Raw genomic sequence first — 25,438 nt, forward strand, 5'->3', positions numbered from 1 at the left:
AAGGTCGGAGGGCAGCGTGAGGTTCTGCCCTTCAGAAGATTTAGGGGGACCTTATACAGGCCTTTAAGGATGGCTGCCGTTGACAGAGACTTTCGCCTCAAGACGCCCAGCCGTTTATAGCAGCTGAACAAATCAACGGGGGGAGAACGATAGTCCCATAATGCGAGTTTCGCGGCTGACATCATGGCGTCGGTCCAGGTGGCTTAAGAGTCACCACTTGACCGCTTTGGTTCGGCCCGTTATAAGGAGTACGAAATGCTACTACCTTACAGTTACCCCAGTTTTCGCTGTTCTTTTGGGGTAACTTCTTCCTCACCACCTACAAAAATCCAAACTCAACCCCATCCCCACATTTTCAGTTAGGGCTGTTTATTTGGAGGTCTTTCGTAGCGTTGACTACCTGTTAGCGTTCTCCCAAACCAGCTCATTTTCGTCAACGAGTGATAAATTCCAGGCGAACATTTTCGAGCGGGGTGAGCACATTGTTGGAAATCAATCGCTCAGCTTAAGCACATTTCATTTGCAATGGTTCAGGTAATATGATGTTCTTCATGAAACATGATCGACAGTTTTCGCCTCTTTCGCACGTTCTCACGGCAGAGGATCCTGTCTTTTTTCGCTAGGAAGCGGTAGGGCATGGTAAACGAGCAAGCACTGCTGGCAGATCTGGTGGATGCAATCAACGCATGGCTTTCGGGCAATAAGAGCCGAAGCCTTTCAAGCCTGTCGCGTCGCACAAACGTTGCTTATTCAACGATTCGGCGGATTGCGCAGAATGAAAGCGTTCCGCATCCCTATACGGCGCTTGCTATTGCGGAAGTGATCATGACCGTGCCCCAGCGCGTGGAGTTTCTGAAAAAGCATTTCCCGACCATCGGCAACCTGATGGATGAGTGCTATAGCGGAGCGATCCGTCGCGAGCCGAATGAGGAGTCCCTCCGCCGTTTCCTGCGCATGGAACCTCACAACCGCATCTTCAATATCGCGGCAACCCGTGCCGGCACGAATCGCAAAGCCGTCCTTCAGCTCGCCGGGCAGATGGGTCTGGATGCTGTGGACGAGATGCTGGACGCCGGTCTCCTGATTGAGACAGTGGACGGTCGACTCAAATACACCCACGACAGCTGGGCGCTCGGCAATGTCGATGATGCGCTCGATCAGATCCGTCATTCCATCGAGCATTTTCAGAAAAGTCTTGTTGGCTCCGAAGGTGCCAGTCTCATGCATGCGACTGGTGCGATCTCAAAAGAAATGGTCCCGCGCTTGAAAGAACTCGTTTTAAAGTTTATTAAAGACGTAAACGCCCTCAAAGACCTGCCCGATGCGGAAGGGGGCATCCATTTCTTTTGTGATATGATGTACTCACTTTATGATAGACAAGAGTGGGATACAAAACAGGAGCTTCTTGAATGAATAGGCTTATACTCGCGATTTTGTTGCTGTTTTCGTCTCTCAGCGCCACGCAAAGCTGGGCCTCTGGATCGAACACAGTGTTCCTGCCTGTTAAATCGCGTCAGTATTATGTGTCTCTCGCATCCGGTGAAAACCTTGGCAACTCTCAGCTTCAATCCTATATCGAGCGGGTTCAGACACGCGTTTATGTCGCTCGTGTCAGCGAGAGCGTTTGGGCGAAGGCTGCCTATTACGGCGTGAACGGCTATGATGTAACCCTTGATTTCGAAGGGCTGGAGTCGATCACCTTCCGTTATTATCCGAGCGTCGATGCCCTGATCGGTTTCACGTCGAGTGACAATCCCGTTATACTCAACTGCTCATACTAAGGACGCCATGCGCCTCCTCTTTGTTTGTCTCGGCAACATATGTCGCTCCCCTGCCGCGGAAACCGTGCTGCGGGAGTGGATCGAACGCGAGGGCCTGACCCACGCGCTCACCGTGGACTCGGCCGGGACCATTGATTACCACCTGGGTTCAGAACCTGATCCCAGGATGCGTAAGGCCCTGCGTGCGCGCGGATATTCCCAGTGGAGCCGCTGCCGCCAGGTCCAGTCTCAGGATTTTTTCGATTATGATGTGATTTTGGCGATGGATCAGCAGAATCTGCGTGATCTGCGGCGGATCTGTCCGAAGCCGGAGCTGATGAACAGGATCAAGCTCGCCGCGAGCTACTGCACCCGCCATGAGGTGACGGAAGTGCCCGACCCGTACTACGGCCAGGCTGCGGATTTTGAGCATGTCATAGATCTGGCTGAAGACTTCAGCGCGAACATCGTCGCGATGATCAAGCGGAAGGCTCCGCTTATTTGAAGGTTCCGAGCTGTGCATCACACATACCGGATGCTGTGCCGGCCGAAGCAAAGCCTGATCCATAATAGAACTGTGTGCCCACCGCCGGTCTTTGCGCGGAAGCAGGAAGGCTGCAGGTTCCATTCCCAACAGAATTGCCCGGACACGCGGCCACAGCCCAGCTGTATCCTTCCGTGCTTTTCAATTCGCATTCACTTTGGATCGTGGCCAGGGTCTGACCACTCAGGTCCTGGTACTGCGTGCAGTGCGAAAGCGCCCCACTGCGTGTGACACTGCAGGAGAAGGCCGAAGCCGACTTGCTGTTCGTGGAAGAGTCGCTATTGTTACAGCCCCAAAGCGGCAGCAGCATGGAAAAAGCCAAAGAACATTGAAGCAAGCGATTCATGGTTCACCCTCGGTGTGGAATGAATGTCTGTCCATGCGTTTATTTTATCATGCCGCGAATCGGCCTGAACGAGGCAGATACTGCCTTGCGACGGAAAATGGCAGCGAGTACAATCATCCCACTCGCCCAACAACCGGAGAATATGGCCATGCACGGAATAATTCTTATCATATTCGCGCTGCTGTCCTGGCCCTTCGTTCTGTCCGCAGCGACGCCAGACTCCAAAACCATGGTTTTCGAGATCGCCCTCAAACCGGAATCGGAGCTGCATAAAATCCTGACGACAGCGTTCCGGGATATTCTTCAGAAGCAGGGCTATGAGTTGCGAACCACCAGCCTGCCTCCGAAGCGCGGCCTGCGGGAACTCAAGTCGGGACGGGTGGATGGCAGCATCGGCCGCATTGGAAATCTCGCCAAACTCCTGGGATCTGACCAGCTCATCCGCCTGGATACACCCGTGGCCGTCTTTCCTATCTCACGCTGGTGCCGGAAGGATCTTGATAAGGCCGAACCCTCCATCACGCTGGCCACGCGACTCGGAACTCTGGTGCTTATGATGCTGAAGGATCACATGGATCTCCAGCGTGTGCGGCTTCAGGAGATCGGTCAGCAAAAGGGTATCGTTCAAATGATAAAATCAGCCCGACTCGACTGTATTCTCTCGAGCGAGCTGCTTTTGGAAGCGGATGGTATCACGTTGGCTGACTTAAAAGATTTTGAGCGCTTTGATCTGGTCACCTTCGAAGTCTATCCATGGATTCAAAAGCGCCATAAACAACTGAAGCCCATAATGGACTCCGAACTGAAGTCCTATCCATTCCCTGAAGACTTTCGAAAGAAGTATCTGGAGCAAAAGCCTGCCTGTGATGGAAAACTCAGTATTCTCTGCCCCGATGGGCTGATTTTCAAATCCAAAGTGGATTTAAGCTGACCCACCATTCAGCGGCGGCGACCCACCGAAAACGTGAAGCTCGCCTGCTGCCCCTCATCGTCCATGACCGTCAAGGTCAGAACATGATCGTCCTTATCCTGAAAGGTCATCAGAACCGACGTGCCTTCCGTCTGCTTGCCTTCAAAGGTCCAGAAATAACGAAACCCGTTCAAATTGATCCCGGGATTCGCGACAAAGTTATTCCGCGTGATCACAGTATACTGAATCACCCCGCCCTGGCTCACGGCGCCCAGGTCCACAATGGTTGGCAGGGCCTTCTCTGCAAACTGAGCGCTGCGTGAGCCGGCGCTGTTCAAAAGAACCTGCAGGGAATTTTCCGTTTCCTTCTCCTCGCCGACCACAGGTCCGCTTTGATTAAAGGAGTCAGCATCAAGAGCGACCGTGGTTTTCATCAGCGCCCGGCTGTTGTCGATATGCCGCGCGCCCAGGGAATGCGCCATCTCATGAGCGATCACATGCACAAGCTTGGTTTTGATATCCTGCACGCTGCCCTGATCCTTCAGATCGCGGGAATAGATGAAAAGGGTATCGTTCCCCACGCGATTGCCGATATCCAGGGGCGCGATCCCGACCACGCGGGCCCGTCCTGTGAAATTACTGCCGCCGATATGAACGCGATTGAAAACATCCGCGATGGGTCTTGTGGTGGTGAGTTTGATATCCACATCAGGAAAGAGCGGGATAAGGTTCTGAACCAGAAAGAGCTTCAGACTCTCTCTATCCTCTTTCGATCCAATATCCGAAGCCGCGAATGGTGGAATCACGACCTGATTCACACCCGCATTGCGGACGATAAAGGATTCATTCGCCGTCACGGTCGCCCCTTCGAAGTCGAGCCAGAAGATACTATTGAAGCGACCCGAACCGATGAAACTTTTCTCGTTCATCTCAAAGGGTCGAAGCGCAGCATCCGCGAGTCCAACCTGATCCTCGGAAGGCCAGGCGATCCGCTTGGGACCTTCATCGACGGACGATTCCTCTTTGGGTGTCCCGCAGGCATTCAGAAAAAAACCCAAGGAAAAAAGGACGGAAAAATGAATTGATATTGCGCGCAGCATGGGGAAGTTCCTTCGCTGAAAATACTTTCCGCTCTTATAGCGCAATGCGCTGGTAAGTCAATAGTGCCATGACTTACAGCGTAAGCCGCGCAAGCTCGAACAAGATCACTTGCCAAACAAGGAGGCACGCGCTAAGACCACCGCAGGTTTTCCAAAAATTCATCCAAGAGGACGTCACATGATACGACTTCATGCCTGCTGTGCGTATTTTTTATGGGCCCTGAGCCTTCTGTCGTTCACGGCAGAATACTCCGCGGCTCATGCCAAGGTTTGGAATGTTCCCGCCTCATCCCGCCTGGAATTCGATGCCCAGGAGGCTCTTCTGCGCGCGCAGCCGGGTGATACCGTCCTGCTCCCTGCCGGGCGCTTTGCCATGAATCAGGAGCTGAGCATCACGACGCCTTTCGTCACGTTGAAAGGCGCGGGCATGAATGCCACGACACTCATTTATGGGGAAAATGCCGGTGGTCCACAGGCCATCATTTCCTATGCTGATCACACTGTCGTCGAGGACCTGGGTATTCTGGATCATCCGGGCGATGGCGTGAAAATTATTGGGGCCGACGGGGCCACCATTCGTCGCGTCCGGGTGGAATGGACCAAACGCGGCACCGTGGAAAACGGCGCCTATGGCCTTTATCCGGTCGAATCGCACAATGTTCTGGTGGAAGACAATGTCGTGATCGGAGCATCAGATGCCGGTGTTTATGTCGGTCAGTCCGATAACATAGTCGTAAGGCGCAACCGCGTGGAATACAACGTCGCCGGGATTGAGATTGAAAATTCCCAGCGTGCCGATGTTTATGACAACGTGGCGACCAACAACACCGGCGGCGTCCTCGTCTTCAACCTGCCGAACCTGATGGTGCAGGGCGGTCGGGGTACACGCGTCTATCAAAACTTTATCTATGAAAACAACTACAAGAATTTCGCGCCCCAAGGCAACAGCGTGTCCACCGTTCCCCAAGGCACCGGGATTCTGGTCATGGGCAACGATGATGTCGAGATCTTTCGCAACACTATCGAACGGCACAACACCACCAGCATAGCCGTGGTGAGTTTTCACATCACCCAACGCGCGGTCGAAGACCCTCGCTACGATGCTCTTCCTGAACATATCTGGATTCATGACAACGTCCTGCGCAAGGCCGGAGGTCTGGCTCTGATCGGCGGCAATCAGCTCGGATTGGTCGCGGCCGCTCTCAGCTTTCCGCACCGCGTTCCGCATATCACCTATGATGGCATCGGCCAGCCCGATGGCCAGGGCGGATTTTTACCAGCCGCTCTTGAGGGCGATCAGCGCATCTGTCTCGGCGAGAATGATCACGATGGAGGCGATAAAGCCTATTTCGGGAATATGCAGCTCTGGAAGCAGCGCTGGTGGTCCCCTGTTCCGGGTGAAATGGATCGCAGCCTCGCTCCGCATAACTGCAATTTTACCGCCTTCGCAGGCGTGCAGCTGGCCCCTCTTCCGCCGCTCCCTCTGCCGGATCCCAAGGAACCCACGGACGACGATATTCAAAGACTCTGCGATAGCAATAAGGATGGCATCAATTGGGATGCGGCCCTGACTGTGAATTGTCCGAGTTTAAACAGCTATCATCTTTTCACCGATCCGCGCGATCCTCTTTCCAAACCACAGGACGGCGGTTTTCCTTATGATCTGACCACCCCGCTTTTCTCGGATTACGCCAGCAAAGATCGCGTTCTCTTCCTGCCGCCTGGCACCAGTGCCGACTATCATCCAACCCAGGCTTTCGCTCTGCCTGTGGGCGCTGTGATCGCAAAAACCTTTTATTTCCCTGCTGACCTCAGAAATCCGAGCGGCCCGAAAAAAATCGTGGAAACCCGCCTGCTGATTCATCGCGAAAAAGGCTGGATCGGGCTCGCGTATCAATGGAATGAAGATCAGTCCGAAGCGAAGCTGATTCGCGGTGGTGCCGCTGTCAATGTTCAATGGCTGGATACCCAGGGTCAGGCACGCGCCAATGCTTATCGCATTCCGAACATGGCCCAATGCGTCGGCTGTCATCTGAATGGAGCACCTATTGGAGTCAAGGCTGGCTATCTGAATAAAGGAGATCAGCTGCAGGATCTCATCAAAAAAGGGCGACTGACAGGAGCCCCCGAGGACTTTACCAGCATCCCCCGTTATGCAATCTGGAACGATGCCAGCAGCGGCACACTCGCTGACCGAGCCCTCACGTATCTTGATATCAACTGCGCCCACTGTCACAACCCGTCGGGAAAAGCCAACACGTCCGCGCTCTTTTTGCAGCTCGGGCAGGAGGCCGGCATCAACTCCGGGCTATGCAAGCCGCCGATTGCGGCTGGCCGTGGAACCGGGGGTACTCTCTTCGATATCGTGCCCGGTCAACCGGAGAAATCCCTGCTGGTCGATCGCCTGAATTCGACCAAAGCGGCGGTAAAAATGCCGGAAGTCGCCAAAACCATGATCCATGCCGAAGGTGTGGAGCTCATCTCGCAGTGGATTCGAAGTCTCCCCGGGACTTGTCAAGAATAAGGGTCTGGCATCCCGTTTGCATTATCCAAGGGCCTTTTCGCATAAGGGGAATGCCAATGGATGCCAACAATTCTTTTCTTGCACGTCTCAATGACTTTGCTTATCTCGACCTCACTCTGACCCAATGGTTGGGACTCGCCGTCCTTTCCATTATCCTTTGGACCGTCCTGCGCTTTGTCCTGCGGCAGGCGATCAAACACTTTCAGAATGTGGCCCGGCATACCGCCTCCCACTGGGATGATCTTTTCGTATCCTTGCTGCGGCGCACCAGTGGGATTCTCATCTTCGTGATCGCCTTTTATGCTTCGGCTTTTTTAGTCGGGGCCTCGCCGGAAACCCGAATGATTTTTTATAAGGGCGTGGTCATCAGTCTGTTCTTTCAGGCGGCCATCTGGGGAAACCAGGTCGTCGAGTATCTGCTCCGCCGTTATCTGATGAAGCGCAATCATGTGGACACTCCCGAAAATTTTGATATCTCCGCCTACAGCGCCATCAATATCACCGGCAAGTTCCTTCTGTGGACACTGCTCTTCCTCCTTCTGCTTGATAACCTGGGCATCAATATCACGGCGCTGGTCACAGGGCTCGGCATCGGTGGTATCGCCATCGCGCTCGCCGTGCAGAATATCCTCGGTGATATTTTCGCCTCGCTTTCGATCGTCCTGGATCGTCCCTTCGAAGTGGGCGATTTCATCGTCGTCGGTGACAAGTCGGGAACGGTCGAAAACATCGGTCTGAAGACGAGCCGCATCAAAAGTCTCTCCGGTGAACAGCTGGTGTTTCCGAACAAGACCCTGATCGAAACCGAAATCAGCAACTTCAAACGCATGCAGACCCGCCGTATCGTCTTCGGCTTTGGTGTCGTCTACAATACGCCGCGGGAAAAACTTCAGCGGATTCCGGACCTGGTGAAAGAGATTATCCAGAACACCCGAGATACCGCCTTCGATCGCGCGCACTTCGTCAAGTTCGCCGAATCCTCACTCGATTTCGAGGTCGTCTATATTATGCAAACACCCGAATACAACACCTATATGGACACCCAACAGCACATCAACTTCGCTCTCTTTGAACGCTTTGCCAACGAAGGCATCGAGTTCGCGTTTCCCAGCCGCACGATTATTATCCAGTCTGCAAGTCAGGAACAGGCTGGCAGCGCAATCCGAATTCCCGCGGCGCCGCAGCTGCAGCCGAATTAAGCCAAATTTCCCAATCCTTCGGGGTCAGACGGGTTTCACTTACATTGTAAGTTAAAAAAGATCAGATTTATCGAGGCTACTTACAATGTAAGTAATCCCTGCTTGAGCTGTCCGCGCGCTTCCCCTATTCAAGCTCGCATCGACCCGCTCCGTGATACGCACGCGCGAGCAGGTGGTTTCAGAAATGGACAGGTAAGCCTCCGCGGTTCGGTCACCATCCGGGCTGCGAGCGGAAGACCTCTGTATTGAAGATTGGGGTTCTTACGTATAAGTAAGAACCCTTTTTCTTTGCGCACGAAATCCTCTGAAAAAGTTTTGCTTCAGCCCTCATCCCGTATGCAATGCCCCCGGCAAGATCCTGAAACAACATACGCTTCAAGGTTTCCCTTAATATTTCTTAAACCCGGACCGATAGCAGGCCGCTTCCAGAGTTGCCTTTGAGAGGGGGGACCAATCGTGAGAGACTCAACAAAAGGGCTGGTGTTCATCCTGTCCGCTTTGATTTTGGCCACGGCCTGTCAGAAAAAATCCAAACACTCAGGTGGGGTCAATCTCGCTGATGCACCAGCAGATGCTCCCATCGCGTCCGGGGATGCGAAACCCCTTTTGAGCATCAAGCTCCCGGATCTTGTCCGCAGCAACAAGGAAACCCTGGTCAAGGCCCAGACCACCGCAGCGACCGGGTGGGAATGGAGCCAGCTTTCCGGCCCCGGAACCGTGATCTTTCAATCGCCGCAGGCGGCGGAAACTTTGATGCGGGCGGATAAGGATGGGGTCTATACCATTCGTCTGACCATTCGCAACGAAGAAGGTCAAAGCGTCAGCAATGACATGACGCTTCAGTGGGATACCCGCGCACCATCGGTCTTTGTCAGCGAGGAAATCCGCACCTTCCAACCCATCCTGGTCGATGGCAAGGCCGGCTCGGATGCTGCGCGCGTGGAATGGCTCCAGGTGAATGGTCCCGGCACCCTCGTCTTCAGCGAGAAGGACAGCAAGACCACCAAAATCACCGCGAGTCAGGACGGAACTTATACCGTTCGTTTCAGAGCCTGGGATGACCTTGGCAACGAAGCGGCCGCGGATATGAAATTCATCTGGGATACAGTGGCTCCCGCTGTATCCGTGGGCCAGGATCGCATCACCAATCAGGAAATCATCCTTGATGCTGTGACCGTGGATGCCGCCAGCTATAGTTGGACCAAGGTCTCCGGTCCAGGCATCATCACCTTCAGTGCGGCCACTTCGGAAGATACGACCGTCAAAGCCACGATGGATGGAACCTATGTGCTGCGGCTGACGACGACCAAAGCCACCGGCGCGATCGCAATGGATGAACTGACCCTCATCTGGGATACCACGGCTCCCACGATTTCACTCGGCGAGGATCGCAGCAGCCGTTATCGCGCGACCATTGATGCCACAACCGATGGTGCTGCCATCTTCCGCTGGTCGAAAAAATCCGGCCCGGGAACGGCGAGCTTTTCCCTGATCAACGCCGAAGATACGTCCATCACGACGAACCTGGCTGGTGACTATGAATTTGAACTGATGGTGACCGACCTCGCTGGCAACAGCGCCTCTGACCTTGTGCGGATCACCTTTGAAAACGATCTGCGCGTCTTCGCCAAACAGCTCAGCAGTGGCGGCTCCAGCACCTGCGCTGTCCTCGATGATGATGCCCTCAGCTGCTGGGGCTATAACTTCGAAGGCGAGCTCGGCTATGGAGATAACAAGGATCGCTACACACCACCTTCGTTCGGCCTGAACCTGGGTTATGGAAAAGCCGCTGTGGCCGTATCCGCGGGCTTTTCTCACACCTGCGCCATCCTTCAGGACCGCAGCGTCAAATGCTGGGGACAGAATGGTTCGGGACAGCTCGGCTATGGTGATCAGCAGTTCCGTGGCCTGGCTCCTCAGACGGTTTTGAGTTTTGGTCTGGGACGCAGCGCCAAAGCCATCGCAACCGGCTTCGCGCATTCGTGCGCGATTCTTGATGATGGCTCCGTGAAATGCTGGGGCGCGAATGCATCGGGTCAGCTTGGTTACGGAGATCGGACCATGCGACTGACACCACCCCTGACAGCTGTGGATCTGGGACTCGGCCGCACGGCACGGGCTCTTTCCCTCGGTGCTTATCACAGCTGCGCTCTGCTCGATAACTTCACGATGAAGTGCTGGGGCAGCAATTCCGATGGTCAGCTCGGTTACAACGATAAAACACAAAGACCAGCGCCTGATGCCAACGCATTGAATTTCGGTCCCAACGTCACCGTTCGCTCCATGGCCGTGGGAACCTATCATAGCTGCGCAATCCTGAGTGATAACAGCCTCCGCTGCTGGGGCCGCAACACCGATGGCCAGCTTGGTTTGGGTGATACCACAGGACGCCTTGCTCCAGCCACCACCGTGGATGTCGGCACGGGCTTGACTCCGCGCCAGGTCACAGCGGGTCTTTCCCATACCTGCGCGCTCTTTGATGAAGGCGTCTTCCAATGCTGGGGCGGAAATGAGGAAGGACAGCTGGCGTCAGGGGATACGATCGGCCGCACAGCTCCCAATCAAACGCCGGTCAGCATCGCTCCCGGTCGCGCTGTGGTGGAATTGTCCGCAGGCCGGCAGCATACCTGCGCGCTCCTGGATGATCGCACTCTGAAGTGCTGGGGCAGCAACACCTATGGCCAGCTCGGAAACGGCACGACCAACAATCAGCCGACCATCCCCGAAAAGGTCATCGAATACGGCAGCAAAACAAGCACGCTTGTCACCCGCCGTTAAGCACGGGTCAGTGGCACATTGATTCCGATCAGCCGGGACAATGTGCCCTCGTCTTCGGGCATGATATGCATCTTCGCATCCAGATCATGCAGAAAATCCTGCGCCAGGGACAGGCGCAGATCCTTCTCTTCACCCTGCACCTCCATAATGATCTGAATGCCGTTCACCTGATGACTCAGCGTCACATGCTGGAGCGTCACGCGGGGATTGTCCATGAGCTCACGGAGCGAGAGGCAGAGGACGATCAGCAAAAAAAACGACTGGCCACCCTGAAAACGAAAACCTTCGTAGGTGGGACCTTCCAACGTAATCCGGGAAAAATCGGTAAAGCGTCTCATGATATCCGGCAAGTCCTGAAGATCGAGCCCTCTATCAATCGCCGTCAGAGCTCCGATTGAGAGCGGCTCATAGCGCCTTGTCAGCTGCACCAGCTCCTGCAAAGGCTTCAGAATCTCCTGCGTCCCCCGTTCCACATCCGCCACCAGCCGCAGGTCCTGAAAGGCCGTTTCCATACGCCGCAGCTCGGGTTCCATCTCGCCCACGAGGACCTGCGCAAGGCGGCCGAGAAAGGTCCTATCCTTCCTGCCTTCCATCTTATCGAAGAGGGCGCGCGCCTCGGCATGACACAGGACAAAAAATTTCTCATAGATGCTGAGGATCGCCAGCGGTATGAAATGGCAAAGGAGGACGGTCACAAAAATTCTTTTTTGAAAGGCCTCGGCCGAACCTGCAGGAAGTATACGGGCATCATTCATCACGAACGGCATGATGATAATAAAAAGACTCGACAGCATCACAAAACCGGCGACCAGGCTTCCGCGTTGAAGGCCGCAGAACACATAGCCTCCAAAGAGCATCACAGGACTCCAGTACACCAGCGGCGTGTTGGGACTGTGTCCCCCGAGAACCTCCAGCAGGGCGCCCATGACGACCAGGAAACTCAGCACCAGCGAAGCCACCGGCTCCACCAGCGGTGATCGTCGTGTCATGATTATACTCGCGATCACAAGGCCGAAGAGTACGGACATGATGATGACGATAAAGAGCGCATGACTCATAAGAAAAGCGATCAGCGCCTGCATCAGGCACACCGAGGCCAGGATCATGAGCGTGACGATGAACGCGCGACGCCTGAATCTCTGGAAAGGATCGCTTGGTTCAAAACGTCCACCGATCCGATCAATCAGGAGGACGAGACGTTCAAGATAGCCGCGATGAATAGGCAATTTTCAAAACCTTTCAAGCCCCGGTCAACCCCAGAGGCAAACCAATTTGGAACGAGCAGCCGTGGGCCACGTCCTCACAGGAGATGGTACCGCCCCGATCTTCCAGCACAGCCTTCGCGGTCAGAAGGCTCAGTCCCAGATGCCGCGAGCCCTGCTTGGTGGAATGAAAGGGTTTGAAAAGCCGGGCCCGCTGCTCGTCGGGGATGCCAGGGCCAGTATCGGTAACGGTCAGCATCAGCCACGCCGGGTGACGTTCGATGCGCACCGTCACCTGCTTCTCGACACTGCGTTCGACCGCTTCGCCCGCATTCTGAATGACCGCCACCAGGATCGTGAAGAGTTCATGCCGCCGCCAGGCGAAGCTCATGTTCATGGTCTGATCCACGAATTGGAGCGTGATGCCCTTCAGGCGGAAATTTTCCTGGAAATGAGTCAGGATATAAAGGCAGAGGTTGCGCACGGAGATGGTGCTGATCGTTTCCTGCGAATCAGGCGAGGCCAAAAGCCTCAGATGCTCGACGATGAAACGGATCTTCTGCATGGCCTCTGCGGACGCCCCGGACAGCTGCCTTTCCTCGGGGGGAACGGCGCGTTTTCTGGCCTGCAGAGTCAGGCGATAAAGCTGCGCGTGGATAACGGAGAGCGGATTGTTCACATGATGATTCATTTCCCCCAGCATGCGGCTCAGATCAAAGGTACGGGCGGAACGAAAAAGGCGCGACCGTTCATGCTGGAGCTTCGTATAATCATGCTGCAGGCTCCTGTGATACAGCCAGGAGAAGAGAACCATCGAGAACTGGGCCAGCAGAATGCTGAAAGCCAAAAGCCCGGCGTAGGTGGCGAGATCCATTCCAAAGGGCAGTGTCGCGGCCAAGGCCCGGTTCCGCTGCACCATCACCAGCGTGGCCAGGGCTTGAAACACAGTCAGGGGAATGGCGAGCCGCAATCCCAGGATAAAGCTGGCCATGACCACGTCGGTGCTCATGGACGCGAAATAAATGCTGTGAAGCGATTCGCTGCTGGCGAAGACAAGGCCCATGAAGACCTTCTGCAAAACAAAATGAATCACAGCGGCCGTGCGATAGCGTCCGGTGATTTTGGTCAAAGCGAGCAGGACCAAAACCGTGCTCAGCTGAATCAAAATCTGAACCGCAAAGGGAAAGAGCCGGTGTTCGTCAGGCAGAAGAAAGCTCAGGGCGGTTTGAAATAAAAGATTCAGCCCAAGAACCAGGATGAAGGTTCGGCCTCGGATTTGATCCCTTGAATGGGGGAACTGCGCACGATTGAGGAACCAATCGGCTGCCGTCGTCAAATGCAGCATGCAAGAGTCGCCTCTTTCAGGAACAAGACTCAACAGATACTGTGCCCTAGTTTAAGGCGACCAGGCAAGCAAACAGGTGGAAATACGAACAAGCCAAATCAGCGTGTGCTCAGAGGATTCAGATGAGCCTGCCCCGCTTCCTGTCCGGCCGCGGTTTCGAGGGTTTCATAAGCCGCGCGATCGAAAAAGAGTGTACGCAGGCGGAAGGTAAAACTGAAGCCAGGCCAGATCGTGGTGTTCTTCCCGCTGGGGGTTTGATACCAGCTCACGCAGTGCTCGCGGCTCCAGACTGTATTCTGAAAACGTTTTTGTATCCTTTCATTGAAGGCTTTTTGAATGCCGGCCTTGACCTCCAAGGATTTCCAGCCTTTCTTGCGCGCCGTGCGCAGAGCCCCCAGGATATACTGCACCTGCGATTCGATGATGAACACGATGGAATTATGTCCCAGCCCTGAATTCGGCCCCACGATGATGAACATATTGGGAAAGCCGCTCACCGTCGTGCCCAAATACGCCTGAGCACCATCCTTCCAGACTTCGCTCAGAACAAGCCCTCGACGGCCTTGGATGGGGAATGGCGCCGAGGCCTCGGCCACCTGGAATCCTGTGGCACAGATCACAGCATCCAGTTCGTGTTCCGCGCCATCACGGGTTCTAATACCGCGGGCTGTGACTTCCTCGATGCCGCTGGTGATCAGTTGGGTCTGCGGCTGACTCATGGCCTTGTAAAAATCGTTCGAGAGAAGAATGCGTTTACAGCCCATGATGTAATCGGGAGTCAGTTTCTCACGAAGCTTCGGATCGGGCACTTCGTCTTTCAGAAAGGCCAGGGCCATTTTCTGCCCATAGCGCATGAGCTTCGGCCGCAGGAGCGCGAGAGCCTTCATTTCAAATTGCCAGTAAAGGAGTTTTCGCAGAAGCCAATTGCCCGGACGCGAACGCTGCGGCATCAGCCCATCGGGCTTGGGCAGGATCCACGCCGGCGTTCTTTGAAAGACTTTGACTTCACCGGCCACGCGCACCATTTCCGGCACCACCTGGATGGCACTGGCTCCGGTGCCGATGACCGCCACCCGTTGACCGTGCAAAGGCACATCATGACGCCAGGCCGCGGTATGGAAAAGTGCGCCCTGGAAATTTTTAAGACCGGGAATATTTGGATAGGACGGGCGACTCAAGCCTCCCGAGGCCAGGATCAGAAAGCGGCAGACCAAAGGGCTTTGCCCTTGGATTTGGACCGTCCATAATCCACTTTTTACCTCGTAGCTCGCCGCGCTGACTTCACTATGAAAGCGAATATGCGGGCGGATCTGGTATTTATCCGCGCAGTGTTTCAGATAGGCGAGAATTTCAGCCTGCGGTGAAAACACCCGGCTCCATTTCGGATTGGGTTCGAAAGAAAATGAATACACAGGGGATGGGACATCGCAGGCGGCGCCGGGATAATGATTCTCGCGCCATGTTCCTCCGACTTCGCCGGCTTTCTCCAGCAGCACGAAATCATCGATGCCGGCCTTTTTCAGGCGGATCGCCATGCCAAGTCCGGAAAATCCGGTACCCACGATGACGATCGTCTCCCGGCCAGGATTCATGGAACCTCCACGCGACCGATGACCTTGACGGCCGTCAGCTGCGAGAGCTTCCATTGCCATGTGTCCACCAGTTCCTGATCATTGTGCTGCGAGGGATGAAAATCCCGTCGGAAGTAATCGAGATAGCGGCTGCGCAGGACGGTGAAGAAGCCGTCCTGGCCGAAGCACTCGCGCAGGGCGGAAAGTCCCGCGCGCCAGTTGCTGAGCTGCCCATCATTCTGTAGGAGTTTGCCCTGATAATAAAGGGTCTTGCCTGTCAGCATCATGGTGCACATGATCATCGCCCACACCCGGGTCAGATAGCTGCCGCCGACAGTTCGATAGACATCGAAGGCGACGCTCTTATGCTCGACTTCCTCGATCGCGTGCCAGATGAAAAGGGCCCGCACCTCGGGATGAAGTTTTTCCAGCATATCGGGCCGGCTTAAGAAGGTAGCCGCCATCACCGCCGTAATGTGTTCAAGCGCCACCGTCACAGCAAGGTTGACGATGGGTTTGCGCTTCTCCATGCGCGTATAGTTGCGATTGATGCCATCGGCGATTCTTTGGCAGTAGGATTCCGCCTCCGGAATGCGCGATTGAATCCAAACATTGAAATCATGGTGGCTTTTACTGTGCAGATGCTCCTGACCGGCGAAGGCTTTGATGGCCCGGCGCAGATCGGGATCGGTGACCTGATCCTTGAAGTGGTTCACCGACTTGACGAACATTTCCTCGCCAGGTGGGAAGAGAAAGGACAGGGCATGGACGAGATGCGATGTAAAAGGATTCCCACCGAACCAATGCAGATCCGGCGTCGCCTCATACTGAGGCTGGATCGAACGGATCGTGATAGCAGAACGATAGGCTTTCATGGAGTTCTCGCGTTTAAGACTTCCCATACTATTCTATGCCTCATCCAAACTGTCAACTCGCGTCTTGATTCCTTGCGCCTCTTGCTCTTGCTGATGCTGGCGCGGCTCATTACTCCGTTTTATTGCATGAGCTTGGTGTAAGTATCGGTCATGGTCGCGCGACCTATGCCGGTTACAGTCTGCTCGGCCGTGGCCGCCTGGCCGCGGTTATTCACCATCTGGTGATTGACGGAAATGATCTTGGTGGCGTTGCCGTCCTGCATCATGAAGGACAGGGATGTCGAGAGTATATCATCCGCGTTGTCAGCCGCGCCGGGTTTCAGCATGCTGATCGTGGATATGATCGATTTTTCCGCATTCAAGGCGTTGGAATCCGCCTGCAGTATGCTGGTGTTGGCCACTCGAATAATACCGACGGAGACGTTCAGATCAAACTTGATCTCTGCCCCGCCCATGTTATCACCACCCGCGGCCGGGACCTGAGTCACGACGCTTTGTGTGACGGTGGCGTTACCCGCGGTCAAGGTTCCGGTGGAAAGCTGGGCTCTTTTGCCGAAGACTTCGGCGACAGGTTTGGGAACCTCGATGACGGCGAGCACGATGAATTCACTCGTGCCGTTGTTATCAACGGACTTGATCAAAACCAAGGGAGGATTGGCTCCCCCTTTATAGGGCGCCGCCAGCGCATTGGCAAAAGCCTGCGTCGGCTGACCATTCAAACATAGTACGCCTAATTCCGCCTGAGCTTTCGCCAGAGCAGGAGGATTGGAACAGATGAGCTGCACGCCGGCGAGGCTCGCTTTCGCAATGGCATCAGGCTTCGCTACGGTCCCTGCGTCCTTGGCCGCTTCCTGGGTATCCATCACAGTGGGCGACCCTGCGGCCGCCGTGCCTGGATTGGCAGCACCGGCATTGGCCGTTCCCGTCGCGGGCGCTGTTCCCCCAGCCACATAGCGGCTGGCGTAAGGATTTTTTTCCTCGGCACAGGAAACTCCGAGAAGGCACAGAATGGACGGAAAAAGTTTTCGAGCGATGCGCATAGCTTGCACCTCATAATGTTCGAACTCGTGGACTGCCTGGAAGAAAATGCAAGATCTGAACCCGAAGGCAAGTCATGGGAACATTTTAAGTTTTCGAAATAAAATCCGTGTCAGACCACGGCAGTCCAAACGCGATTTCCCCCGAACGATCTCGCAACCAACCGTAATTACATAGTATTTTGGATTCGTTCAGGCCCTGGGATGTCGCGTTGCGAAGAAAATCCGGGGAATTAGGCTCAAGGCAAGGGAATAACAATGAAAATGTGGGCTTTTCTCTTTAGGCTTGCGCAGAAAAACGGGAGCCTCGGCTCTCACTCTTTGCTTACACCCACTGTCCTGCCCCATCCTCAGGCCCGAAGAAACCTTTGCGGCGCAAAATATCTTCAATCCGCGCACGATGGTTCTTTTCCCAATCGTCCAAAGACTCAGCCGCATCTTTCGCAGCTTTCGCCACAGCTTTCTGCAGGATTTCATCGCAGCGGTCCGCCGGAATCACGACCACGCCCTCTTCATCGGCGACCACCATATCACCGGGAGCCACCTCCACACCCCCGCAGCGCACCCGCACATTCAAACCTTCGATGGAATTCTTCCCGCCCGGAATGGGCCGGATGCCGCGACCAAACACCGGAAATTCCTGGGCCCGCGTTTCGGCGATATCACGCAGGACACCATCGACCACGAAGCCGGTGATGCCATGCTTCTTCGCAACCGCACAGACATTGCCGCCCGCGACCGCGTAATCAAGGTCACCCGCTTCCACGACAATCACCGATCCCGGAGGTGCACGGTAAATGGCAGCATGCAGCATCAGATGATCCCCAGCCATGCAGCGGACAGGATAGGCCGGACCTGCGATCCGCGGCATGTGATGCCAGAGCGGTCGAATGCCGATATCCATCACGTGATCGGTGTCGAGAAATTCCGCCAGAGTCGTGGGCGAGAGCTGAACAAACGAAGACGCATCAGCCATGGGGAGTTCTCCTGATCATGGGTTTCGCAAACTGCGAACACCCTAGCAAAGATCACTCCAACATGCCCTGATAAAATTCGCGCTGGGCCTGCAAAAAACTCAAATAGGGTTGATAGAAGCGCCGATGCCGGTGGGCGAAGCCTTCACGGATTTCAAATTCGCTCAAGGCGCTGGGAATTTCCTGAAGCAGTTCACGGAAGGATTTCTGATGGGACAGAGGATAACTGTAATCCGAGGGCATTGTGCGTACGATATCTTCAGGGCTTTCTCCGCCCGTGAGGGCACTCTGGCAATAGGCCTGAAGCCTGAGGGATTCCTGGATGCGATGCTCCTGATTGCTGATGAGGCTATTCAAAAGGCGAATCTGATTCTCAAAAACGACGCCCGGTTTCAGATACTGGCGAATGGCTGTGTCCTGAGCGTTGCCGCTCGACTTTTCTTTGATCAGGCGTTCCCGAAGATAGGGACCATAGGCGTCGAGAATATGCTGAATAAGAAGGGCCTCGGGCACATCCAACAGCTCCTCTTCAGCCGACAGGGCGCGCAGGAGCCCTTTAAATCCAGCGACCTTCATCCGGAAATACGTCACGCGCCCCTCCCGGCGTGAGCTGAGCCAGCCGAGGTCTTCATAGCGTTTGAGCCAGCGCTGGATCTGGACGAATTGAATGTCGATCGGACGTCCGAGCATGCCCTTATGGATCACGTCCTTGATGAGATCCAGATAGAACATCACATCCTTTTGCCGAAAATCCTGGCGCAAAAGTCCAACCGTTAGAATCGCACACTGAATGATCACCGAAAGAAAAGTTTCCACACTGACTTTGGTGGTTGTTTGGATCATGGTGCAAAGGCCCCTTCCGCGCGTTTATTCGACTCTCTTATGATTCACGAAAATGATGAACTTGGCGAGGTTCATTCCCGCTGGCAGGCTCCAACTGCCACCCGCAGGCTTCGCCTGATCTAAACGGATGCTTTTTCACTTTCTTTTTGCCATAATGGGTGGCCACGCCTCATTCACAGGGGTACCCGGTTCTCAGGTTCAGGAGGATGCCTTTTTTTTATGGAACATTTAGTTTGGGATTTTTCCCCCGAGATCTTCAGCCTCGGCAGTTTCGCGCCTCGTTGGTATGGACTGATGTTCGCCATCGGTTTCATGGTCGGCTACTCGTTCATGCAGAAGATCTTCAAGCGTGAAGGCTACAATGAAGAAGACCTGTCATCGCTGCTCTTTCACGTCATGCTCGGCACCATCATCGGCGCGCGCCTGGGCCACTGCCTCTTCTACGAACCCGAATACTACCTGAGCCACCCCCTGGAAATTCTTTTCATCTGGAAAGGCGGACTGGCCAGTCACGGTGGGACCATTGGCGTCATAATTGCTGTCTGGCTCTATAAACGCAAGCATCCCGACCAAGGCTACGTTTGGCTGGCCGATCGTCTGTCGATCGCCATCGCTTTCACCGCGGCCTGTATTCGCATCGGCAACTTTTTCAATTCCGAGATTCTGGGCAAGCCCAGTGATGTGCCCTGGGCCATCATCTTCAAACGCGCGGGCGAAACCGTGCCACGGCACCCGGCCATGCTTTACGAGTCGGCCAGTTACCTCGTCCTCACCGGCCTGCTTTATTTGCTCTATCAGAAAACGGAAGCCAAAAGACGCGGCCAGATGATCGGCCTGATGTTCTTCTGGATCTTCACCTCGCGCTTTTTCATCGAGTTTTTCAAAGAGAATCAGGTGCCCTTTGAAAATGATCTGCCCTTGAACATGGGCCAGATCCTCAGCATTCCGTTCATCATCCTCGGACTTCTGGCCTTCTCGGGCAAGCTCCTCGAATGGCTGCCCTGGCTTGACGGCACGACCCGGAACCAGGCAAAGAAAAAGGCATGAACGAAGGGAAGGCTCAGGCCTTCCTTTTCCATTTCAGGGCGAGGACGCTGCGTCAGCCTCAGGAGTGCTGCCCGAATTTTCGCTGGTTTGAGTTGCGGAATTCTTGATCCAGTCCTTAATATCGAAACCGAATTGCAAATAGAGAACCACGGCCAATGCGAAGGCCGTTAAAATTAAACGAAACCACATGCTGAGACTCCTCTTTTGCTGCCATTATAAGGCCTGCTCGGGCGGAGCGTAAAGCTCAGGTTACGACCCTTGAAAAGGAGCCTCTTATGATTCGCGGCCAAATCCTTCTGATCGCCGTGTTGATGTCAGGCGCTTTCTGCAAATCCAAGGTGGAGCCCGGACAGGCGCTCCTGCCCTGGGACGAAACGCGGGTCCGAAGCGCCCTTGAATTTTTGGCCGCCGAACCGCACCCCCTGGGATCCGCCCGCCAGGGCCAGCTTGCCGATTGGCTGCAGAAGGAAAGTGAAGCCATAGGTCTGACGGTTACGGTCGATACCTTCACGGCCTCGGTTCCCGATCCGGCCTACCTCGGCAGCAGCGGCGGCAGCGTCATGCAAAAACTCACCTTGGATCTGACAGCGCGCAATGTCTACGCGCAGCTCAAGGTTCCCAATGCGGACTGCGTTGTGCTTCTGGGTTCTCATTACGATAGCAAAAGGCTGGAAACAGGCCCAGGCTTCGGCGCCAATGATTCCGGGTCTTCATCCGCCGCTCTTCTGGAAATCATGCGCCAGATGAAAGAGCAGAGCGACCTCAAGTGTTCAATCATGGCCGTCTGGTTTGATGGCGAGGAAGCCTATCTTCCCGAATGGCGCGATGGCGAGGAGCGGCATCCCGCCAGGCAGCAGGATAACCTTTATGGAAGCCGACATCTGGCGGGTCAACTGCAAAGCTGTGCCTCCGCGCAATGTCTTCCCACACATTTAGGTGGGGAAAAAGTGAAGGCCCTTGTGCTTTTGGATATGATCGGAATGCCGAACGTCAAGCTCACGCTGGATTCCTTATCCGACTCCCAGCTCATGAACATGGCCGTTGCTCTTGACCGCGAGATGTTTCAAGGCGAACTTTATGGACGATCCTACTCCAAGAGCGCCGTCGATGATCATGTGCCCTTCATGGAAAAGGGCGTGCCGGCCATAGATCTGATCGACTTTGATAACCTTCAGACCTGGCATCAGCCTTCGGATCGCCTCGAAACCCTGGATTATAAGAGTATCGAGAAGGTCAGCCAGCTGGCGATGGCGATGCTGCTTAAACTTGCGCAACCTTAAAACCTGGAATCCTGCGCCTTGGATGGACAGGGGTTTTTGCAGCAAAATTACCGAAAAGCTTGAACCTTTTCCGCATTTCCTCCCAAATGGAAGCTTTTTTCCACGCGCAGCGCCTCACCTTTTTCAAGGGCTGCGTTTTCATTTTCCAAACCCTGTGATATTCCCTTGTTTTCAGGTTCCCTATCCCAGATATTTTGGCGCTATCACAGGAGGAGACTATCGCATGAGCCTATTGTCATCCGACACCGTGTTCCACCCCATTCGTACCATTGACCGTCCCCGCACGAGCGATAATAAATTGGCTCGCGTTACGGACTACTTTGGTTCCAACGTGTTTGATCTTCGTGCCATGCGCAAACGTCTTTCCAGCCAGGATGTGGAGACGCTTGATAACGTCATGAAATTTGGCGGAAAAATCGACCCTCACCTCGCCAGTCGTATTGCGACGGCTGTCCGCGAGTGGGCTTCGGAGCGCGGCGCGACTCATTATTGCCACTGGTTCCAACCGCAAACCGGTTCAACCGCGGAAAAGCATGATGCCTTCCTTTGGTTCGATAAGGCCGGCTCGCCCATCGAGCGTTTCACCGGCGCCGAACTCCTGCAGAGCGAGCCCGATGCCTCCAGCTTCCCATCAGGCGGCTTGAGGGCGACCTTCGAAGCCCGCGGATATACCGGCTGGGATCCTTCGAGTCCCATGTTCATCATGGAAACGGAAAGCGGCAAGACACTTTATATCCCTTCTGTTTTCATCAGCTACCACGGCGAAGCCCTCGATTATAAAACCCCCCTCCTCCGTTCCAATGCGATCCTCAACGAAGCAGCTGTGAAAACGATGCGACTTCTCGGCGAGAAGAACGTGTCACACGTTGTGAATACGATTGGTGCCGAGCAGGAATTCTTTGTCATCGAGAAGCAATACTATGACAAGCGTCCCGACCTGAGCATGACGGGCCGCACGGTTCTGGGCCATAAGCCTGCCAAAGGCCAGGAACTGGAAGACCACTATTTCGGTCACATCCCCAGCCGCGTTCAATCCTTCATCAATGAAGCCGAACTTGAACTCTATAAGCTGGCCGTGCCTCTGAAAACTCGTCACAACGAAGTGGCTCCGCACCAGTTCGAAGTGGCTCCTATTTTCGAAAACTCCAACATTGCTGCCGACCACAATCAGCTTCTGATGAAGGTGATGAAGCAGATCGCCGTGCGTCACGGTTTTGTGGTTCTCTTCCATGAAAAACCTTTTGCGGGCGTCAACGGCAGCGGCAAGCACTTGAACTGGTCGCTGGCGGATAACACTGGCAGGAACCTTCTGGAGCCCGGTCATACGCCTCATGAAAACATCGTGTTCCTGACCTTCCTCTGCGCAACGCTGCAGGGCATTCACGATCATGCTGATGTTCTGCGGGCCTCGATCGCCGCCACCGGCAACGATCACCGCCTCGGCGCCAACGAAGCTCCTCCTGCCATCATCAGCGCCTTCCTCGGTGATACCCTGGATCGCATTCTGAATGCTTTGGAATCGGGCAGGACCGAAGGTCTTTCTGCCGAACGCGTGATGCTCGACCTGGGCGTCAGCCATCTGCAGGAAGTGGCGAAAGACAACACCGACCGCAACCGGACTTCGCCTTTTGCCTTCACCGGCAATAAATTCGAGTTCCGCGCCGTGGGTTCAAGCTCTCCCATCAACTATCCGGCCACGATTCTGAACGCCGCCGTGGCTTCAGGCCTGAAAAAGGTCAACGCCAAGCTGGAAGCCAAAGCGAAAAACGGCGTGGTTTCTCCTGAAGATACCATTTCGGTTCTGCGCGGCGTGATCGCGGACACCAAAAAAATCCGCTTCGAAGGCAACGGCTATTCCCAGGAATGGCGTGATGAAGCGGCTCGCCGCGGCCTCAGCAACTACCCGAACACTCCAGCGGCCCTGGAAGTTCTGGCTGATAAGAGCAAAACTGAATTCCTCGTCGAAGGTCGCATCTTCCGTTCGGAAGACGTCGCCAGCCGACTCGCGATTCAGCAGGAGCGTTACCTGAAGCAGCGTTTGATTGAAATCAACTGCGCTTTGGAACTCACCGAGACGGCCATTCTTCCGACGGCGTTCTGCTATCTGAAGGATCTCACCACTCTTGTGAAAAACTCGCAGGAACTCGGTCTTGAGTCCGGCGCCAAGGAAGTGGCGATGATGCTCGGCAAAGAAACCGCCCAGCTGACTCACAAAATCCAGGCCCTTCGCACAGCTGTGACCAAACTCACAGCAGGTGATGCGATGGAACACGATCATCTTCCAGCGACAGCCAGATCGATGGCCAACACCGTTTATCCGCAGCTCGAAGAACTGCGTGAAGCGAGCGACCGCGTGGAAGCCATGCTCCCTCGCGACAAGCAGCCTCTGCCTACTTACGCCGATATGCTCTTCGGCATCGGTTGATACAGTCCGCCTCGCCGCCCTTCCGGGGCGGCGTTTCCCCCTTAAATTCAAGCCTTTTCCAACTCCAGCCTTTGGTGTAGGATGCGCCCAAACTTGCCATAGGGGACCGTTTCGATGACCCTCAGCTTCTCCGAATTCATTCTCAACAATGAAATCATTGGTTTTTTCGATAAACCTCTGACCCTGAAGAGCGGCCGCCTCAGCCATTTTTACGTAAATTGGCGTAAGTCCACCAACGACGCCTGGATGCTCGATCAGTTGACCGACTACCTTGTGACGTTCATGCGTGAAAAGAATCTCGCCTGTGAAACTCTTTACGGCGTGCCGGAAGGGGCCACAAAAACTGCGGTGATTGCCGCGCTGAAATTGGCGAGGCAGTCCCCCAACTTTGCTCAGGGCAGCCATGTGATTGCCATGGGCCGCGCCAAACCCAAACCGCACGGTGACCCTGCCGATCGCTTTTTCATCGGCCAGCCCCGCGGCGCGACCTTTGTCCTGGAAGATACGGTGACGACCGGACTCTCTCTTTTTCAATGTCTCGATCAGTTGCTGGAAGCCGGCGTGGATGTGCGGGGTGTCATCTGTCTGACCGATCGTTGCGAGCGTCGCGATGATGGCCTCACCGTTCCCGAATATCTGCAAAAAAAATACGGCTCCCACATCAGCTATCATCCGATGAGCCGCGCCCCCGAACTTCTGCGTCTCGCGGTGCGTCAGCGTCAGCCTCCCCATGCTTTGGTGGAGGCCTTGGCCACTGAACTCGGTCTGCCTCTTGATCATCTGGTATAAGGAGCCTTCTCATGGATTTTCGTCAAAAATGGCTCGAAGCCGTGCAAAGAAAAAAGAGCCTTCTCTGCGTCGGCATAGATCCTGCGGAAGCTGCGCAAAGGCACGGGAATCAGATGCCCGAGGGCGTGAGCAAAACTGAATGGACGCGTTCCATCATCGAAGCGGTCGCGCCCTTCACAGCTGCGATCAAACTCAACCGCAATTATTTTAAAGACATCTCGCGCGAAGCCATGCGTTCTTTGAACGATCGCATTCACGCGCTGGGGATGGTCAGCATCGACGACAGCAAGCTTGCCGATATCGGCGATACCAACGATGCCGGTATCTATCATGCAAAGCAGGAAGGCTTCGATGCCATCACCTATGCTCCTTTTCCCGGCAATACGCTGCAGGCCGGCAAGCAGGCTCAGGCCCATGACGTGGGATTGATTCCTCTCGTGCTCATGTCGAATCCGGAATACCGCCTGATGAAAACGGCGCTGATCAACGGCGAACCTCTTTATCGTTTCCTCGCTCATCAGTCCGCCGAAGCCAAGGCCGCAGGGATAGTCATCGGCGCGCCAAGTCCTGGCAATCACATCACGCTCGAAGAAATCAGCGAAGTCGCCCGTATTCTGCCGGAAGCCTTGGTCCTGGTTCCTGGCATCGGCGCACAGGGTGGGGACATCGCCCCCATCCTCGGCATCTTTGGCCAACGCACCATAGCCAATGTTGGTCGTGCCATCATTTACGCCAAAGACCCGGCTCAAGAGGCCCGGAAATATCGTGACATGATCGCCGCCGCCCACAGCTGAACACCGGGGGCCCACGCCCCCGATTCCTCAGCTCAAGCAGTCTCACCCCGCCCCACGCAGGCTCGGAACCAACCGCGCGATAACACCTGTTTCGC

General features: G+C 55.0%; 22 protein-coding genes. 12 read left to right on the forward strand and 10 right to left on the reverse strand.

Going from position 1 to position 25,438, the window contains the following annotated elements; translation table 11 throughout:
- Positions 1 to 636: 636 nt before the first annotated feature.
- From VFO10_RS14660 to VFO10_RS14670, 3 genes are read left to right on the forward strand one after another with little or no spacing between them, the layout of a single operon-like run.
- Complete coding sequence (locus VFO10_RS14660; RefSeq protein WP_325141404.1) at positions 637 to 1,413, forward strand: hypothetical protein; 777 nt, start codon at positions 637 to 639, stop codon at positions 1,411 to 1,413.
- A complete protein-coding gene (locus tag VFO10_RS14665) occupies positions 1,410 to 1,781 on the forward strand; it encodes a hypothetical protein (RefSeq protein WP_325141406.1) in 372 nt (123 codons plus the stop codon). Before VFO10_RS14660 ends, VFO10_RS14665 begins: the two co-directional genes overlap by 4 nt.
- A 7-nt stretch (positions 1,782 to 1,788) precedes the next feature.
- Entirely contained in the window at positions 1,789 to 2,265 is a 477-nt protein-coding gene (locus VFO10_RS14670; RefSeq protein WP_325141408.1) for a low molecular weight protein-tyrosine-phosphatase, read from the forward strand.
- On the opposite strand, the gene VFO10_RS14675 is transcribed toward VFO10_RS14670, so the two are convergent.
- Positions 2,258 to 2,650 carry a hypothetical protein gene (locus VFO10_RS14675; protein WP_325141410.1) on the reverse strand — a complete coding sequence of 131 codons (393 nt, stop codon included), beginning with the start codon at positions 2,648 to 2,650 and terminating at the stop codon, positions 2,258 to 2,260. The genes VFO10_RS14670 and VFO10_RS14675 overlap by 8 nt on opposite strands.
- 148 nt (positions 2,651 to 2,798) lie before the next feature.
- Between VFO10_RS14675 and VFO10_RS14680 the strand changes: the two genes are divergently transcribed.
- Positions 2,799 to 3,581, forward strand: a complete 783-nt coding sequence (locus tag VFO10_RS14680; RefSeq protein ID WP_325141414.1) for a hypothetical protein — start codon at positions 2,799 to 2,801, stop codon at positions 3,579 to 3,581.
- Between the two features lie 8 nt (positions 3,582 to 3,589).
- On the opposite strand, the gene VFO10_RS14685 is transcribed toward VFO10_RS14680, so the two are convergent.
- A complete protein-coding gene (locus VFO10_RS14685; protein ID WP_325141416.1) occupies positions 3,590 to 4,660 on the reverse strand; it encodes a matrixin family metalloprotease in 1,071 nt (356 codons plus the stop codon).
- Positions 4,661 to 4,838: 178 nt separating this feature from the next.
- Here VFO10_RS14685 and VFO10_RS14690 point away from each other — a divergent pair, with 178 nt between their 5' ends.
- The 3 genes from VFO10_RS14690 (at position 4,839) to VFO10_RS14700 (ending at position 11,161) form a co-directional block, all read left to right on the forward strand.
- On the forward strand, positions 4,839 to 7,184 hold the full coding sequence (locus VFO10_RS14690; protein WP_325141418.1) for a parallel beta-helix domain-containing protein: 2,346 nt from the start codon (positions 4,839 to 4,841) through the stop codon (positions 7,182 to 7,184).
- Positions 7,185 to 7,240: 56 nt separating this feature from the next.
- Positions 7,241 to 8,383, forward strand: a complete 1,143-nt coding sequence (locus VFO10_RS14695; RefSeq protein ID WP_325141419.1) for a mechanosensitive ion channel family protein — start codon at positions 7,241 to 7,243, stop codon at positions 8,381 to 8,383.
- A 456-nt stretch (positions 8,384 to 8,839) separates the two neighbouring features.
- Positions 8,840 to 11,161, forward strand: a complete 2,322-nt coding sequence (locus tag VFO10_RS14700) for an RCC1 domain-containing protein (RefSeq protein WP_325141420.1) — start codon at positions 8,840 to 8,842, stop codon at positions 11,159 to 11,161.
- Here VFO10_RS14700 and VFO10_RS14705 read toward each other — a convergent pair.
- From VFO10_RS14705 to VFO10_RS14735, 7 genes are all read right to left on the reverse strand, one after another.
- Positions 11,158 to 12,387 (reverse strand): hypothetical protein, encoded by a 1,230-nt coding sequence (locus VFO10_RS14705; RefSeq protein WP_325141422.1) that lies wholly within the window; start codon positions 12,385 to 12,387, stop codon positions 11,158 to 11,160. The genes VFO10_RS14700 and VFO10_RS14705 overlap by 4 nt on opposite strands.
- Before the next feature lie 13 nt (positions 12,388 to 12,400).
- On the reverse strand, positions 12,401 to 13,708 hold the full coding sequence (locus tag VFO10_RS14710) for a HAMP domain-containing sensor histidine kinase (protein ID WP_325141424.1): 1,308 nt from the start codon (positions 13,706 to 13,708) through the stop codon (positions 12,401 to 12,403).
- Positions 13,709 to 13,806: 98 nt separating this feature from the next.
- Entirely contained in the window at positions 13,807 to 15,300 is a 1,494-nt protein-coding gene (locus VFO10_RS14715; RefSeq protein WP_325141426.1) for an NAD(P)/FAD-dependent oxidoreductase, read from the reverse strand.
- Positions 15,297 to 16,181 (reverse strand): metal-dependent hydrolase, encoded by an 885-nt coding sequence (locus tag VFO10_RS14720; protein WP_325141428.1) that lies wholly within the window; start codon positions 16,179 to 16,181, stop codon positions 15,297 to 15,299. Before VFO10_RS14720 ends, VFO10_RS14715 begins: the two co-directional genes overlap by 4 nt.
- 92 nt (positions 16,182 to 16,273) lie before the next feature.
- Complete coding sequence (locus VFO10_RS14725; protein ID WP_325141430.1) at positions 16,274 to 17,194, reverse strand: hypothetical protein; 921 nt, start codon at positions 17,192 to 17,194, stop codon at positions 16,274 to 16,276.
- 322 nt (positions 17,195 to 17,516) lie between these two features.
- On the reverse strand, positions 17,517 to 18,167 hold the full coding sequence (locus tag VFO10_RS14730; RefSeq protein WP_325141432.1) for an RraA family protein: 651 nt from the start codon (positions 18,165 to 18,167) through the stop codon (positions 17,517 to 17,519).
- A 52-nt stretch (positions 18,168 to 18,219) separates the two neighbouring features.
- A complete protein-coding gene (locus VFO10_RS14735; RefSeq protein WP_325141434.1) occupies positions 18,220 to 19,008 on the reverse strand; it encodes a hypothetical protein in 789 nt (262 codons plus the stop codon).
- Positions 19,009 to 19,227: 219 nt separating this feature from the next.
- Here VFO10_RS14735 and lgt point away from each other — a divergent pair, with 219 nt between their 5' ends.
- Positions 19,228 to 20,055, forward strand: a complete 828-nt coding sequence (lgt, locus tag VFO10_RS14740; RefSeq protein ID WP_325141437.1) for a prolipoprotein diacylglyceryl transferase — start codon at positions 19,228 to 19,230, stop codon at positions 20,053 to 20,055.
- Between the two features lie 33 nt (positions 20,056 to 20,088).
- Here lgt and VFO10_RS14745 read toward each other — a convergent pair whose 3' ends face one another.
- A complete protein-coding gene (locus VFO10_RS14745; RefSeq protein ID WP_325141439.1) occupies positions 20,089 to 20,244 on the reverse strand; it encodes a hypothetical protein in 156 nt (51 codons plus the stop codon).
- Between the two features lie 86 nt (positions 20,245 to 20,330).
- Between VFO10_RS14745 and VFO10_RS14750 the strand changes: the two genes are divergently transcribed.
- The 4 genes from VFO10_RS14750 (at position 20,331) to VFO10_RS14765 (ending at position 25,343) form a co-directional block, all read left to right on the forward strand.
- The gene (locus VFO10_RS14750) at positions 20,331 to 21,335 is read left to right on the forward strand and encodes a M28 family metallopeptidase (protein ID WP_325141441.1); all 1,005 of its coding nucleotides are present in this window, start codon (positions 20,331 to 20,333) and stop codon (positions 21,333 to 21,335) included.
- A gap of 223 nt (positions 21,336 to 21,558) precedes the next feature.
- Positions 21,559 to 23,760: a glutamine synthetase III gene (locus VFO10_RS14755; protein ID WP_325141443.1), complete on the forward strand. Its 2,202-nt coding sequence runs from the start codon at positions 21,559 to 21,561 to the stop codon at positions 23,758 to 23,760.
- 114 nt (positions 23,761 to 23,874) lie between these two features.
- Positions 23,875 to 24,549 carry a hypothetical protein gene (locus VFO10_RS14760; RefSeq protein WP_325141445.1) on the forward strand — a complete coding sequence of 225 codons (675 nt, stop codon included), beginning with the start codon at positions 23,875 to 23,877 and terminating at the stop codon, positions 24,547 to 24,549.
- Between the two features lie 11 nt (positions 24,550 to 24,560).
- Positions 24,561 to 25,343: an orotidine 5'-phosphate decarboxylase / HUMPS family protein gene (locus VFO10_RS14765; RefSeq protein ID WP_325141447.1), complete on the forward strand. Its 783-nt coding sequence runs from the start codon at positions 24,561 to 24,563 to the stop codon at positions 25,341 to 25,343.
- The last annotated feature ends 95 nt before the right edge of the window (positions 25,344 to 25,438 follow it).

It is taken from the genome of Oligoflexus sp., assembly GCF_035712445.1.
In the GTDB taxonomy this organism is placed as follows: domain Bacteria; phylum Bdellovibrionota_B; class Oligoflexia; order Oligoflexales; family Oligoflexaceae; genus Oligoflexus.

Bases quoted from the DNA above. Each gene is read 5' to 3' on its own strand.
- VFO10_RS14660 (WP_325141404.1), top strand. From the start codon at position 637: ATGGTAAACGAGCAAGCACTGCTGGCAGATCTGGTGGATGCAATCAAC.
- VFO10_RS14665 (WP_325141406.1), top strand. From the start codon at position 1,410: ATGAATAGGCTTATACTCGCGATTTTGTTGCTGTTTTCGTCTCTCAGC.
- VFO10_RS14670 (WP_325141408.1), top strand. From the start codon at position 1,789: ATGCGCCTCCTCTTTGTTTGTCTCGGCAACATATGTCGCTCCCCTGCC.
- VFO10_RS14675 (WP_325141410.1), bottom strand. From the start codon at position 2,650: ATGAATCGCTTGCTTCAATGTTCTTTGGCTTTTTCCATGCTGCTGCCG.
- VFO10_RS14680 (WP_325141414.1), top strand. From the start codon at position 2,799: ATGCACGGAATAATTCTTATCATATTCGCGCTGCTGTCCTGGCCCTTC.
- VFO10_RS14685 (WP_325141416.1), bottom strand. From the start codon at position 4,660: ATGCTGCGCGCAATATCAATTCATTTTTCCGTCCTTTTTTCCTTGGGT.
- VFO10_RS14690 (WP_325141418.1), top strand. From the start codon at position 4,839: ATGATACGACTTCATGCCTGCTGTGCGTATTTTTTATGGGCCCTGAGC.
- VFO10_RS14695 (WP_325141419.1), top strand. From the start codon at position 7,241: ATGGATGCCAACAATTCTTTTCTTGCACGTCTCAATGACTTTGCTTAT.
- VFO10_RS14710 (WP_325141424.1), bottom strand. From the start codon at position 13,708: ATGCTGCATTTGACGACGGCAGCCGATTGGTTCCTCAATCGTGCGCAG.
- VFO10_RS14715 (WP_325141426.1), bottom strand. From the start codon at position 15,300: ATGAATCCTGGCCGGGAGACGATCGTCATCGTGGGTACCGGATTTTCC.
- VFO10_RS14720 (WP_325141428.1), bottom strand. From the start codon at position 16,181: ATGGGAAGTCTTAAACGCGAGAACTCCATGAAAGCCTATCGTTCTGCT.
- VFO10_RS14725 (WP_325141430.1), bottom strand. From the start codon at position 17,194: ATGCGCATCGCTCGAAAACTTTTTCCGTCCATTCTGTGCCTTCTCGGA.
- VFO10_RS14730 (WP_325141432.1), bottom strand. From the start codon at position 18,167: ATGGCTGATGCGTCTTCGTTTGTTCAGCTCTCGCCCACGACTCTGGCG.
- VFO10_RS14735 (WP_325141434.1), bottom strand. From the start codon at position 19,008: ATGATCCAAACAACCACCAAAGTCAGTGTGGAAACTTTTCTTTCGGTG.
- lgt (WP_325141437.1), top strand. From the start codon at position 19,228: ATGGAACATTTAGTTTGGGATTTTTCCCCCGAGATCTTCAGCCTCGGC.
- VFO10_RS14745 (WP_325141439.1), bottom strand. From the start codon at position 20,244: ATGTGGTTTCGTTTAATTTTAACGGCCTTCGCATTGGCCGTGGTTCTC.
- VFO10_RS14750 (WP_325141441.1), top strand. From the start codon at position 20,331: ATGATTCGCGGCCAAATCCTTCTGATCGCCGTGTTGATGTCAGGCGCT.
- VFO10_RS14755 (WP_325141443.1), top strand. From the start codon at position 21,559: ATGAGCCTATTGTCATCCGACACCGTGTTCCACCCCATTCGTACCATT.
- VFO10_RS14760 (WP_325141445.1), top strand. From the start codon at position 23,875: ATGACCCTCAGCTTCTCCGAATTCATTCTCAACAATGAAATCATTGGT.
- VFO10_RS14765 (WP_325141447.1), top strand. From the start codon at position 24,561: ATGGATTTTCGTCAAAAATGGCTCGAAGCCGTGCAAAGAAAAAAGAGC.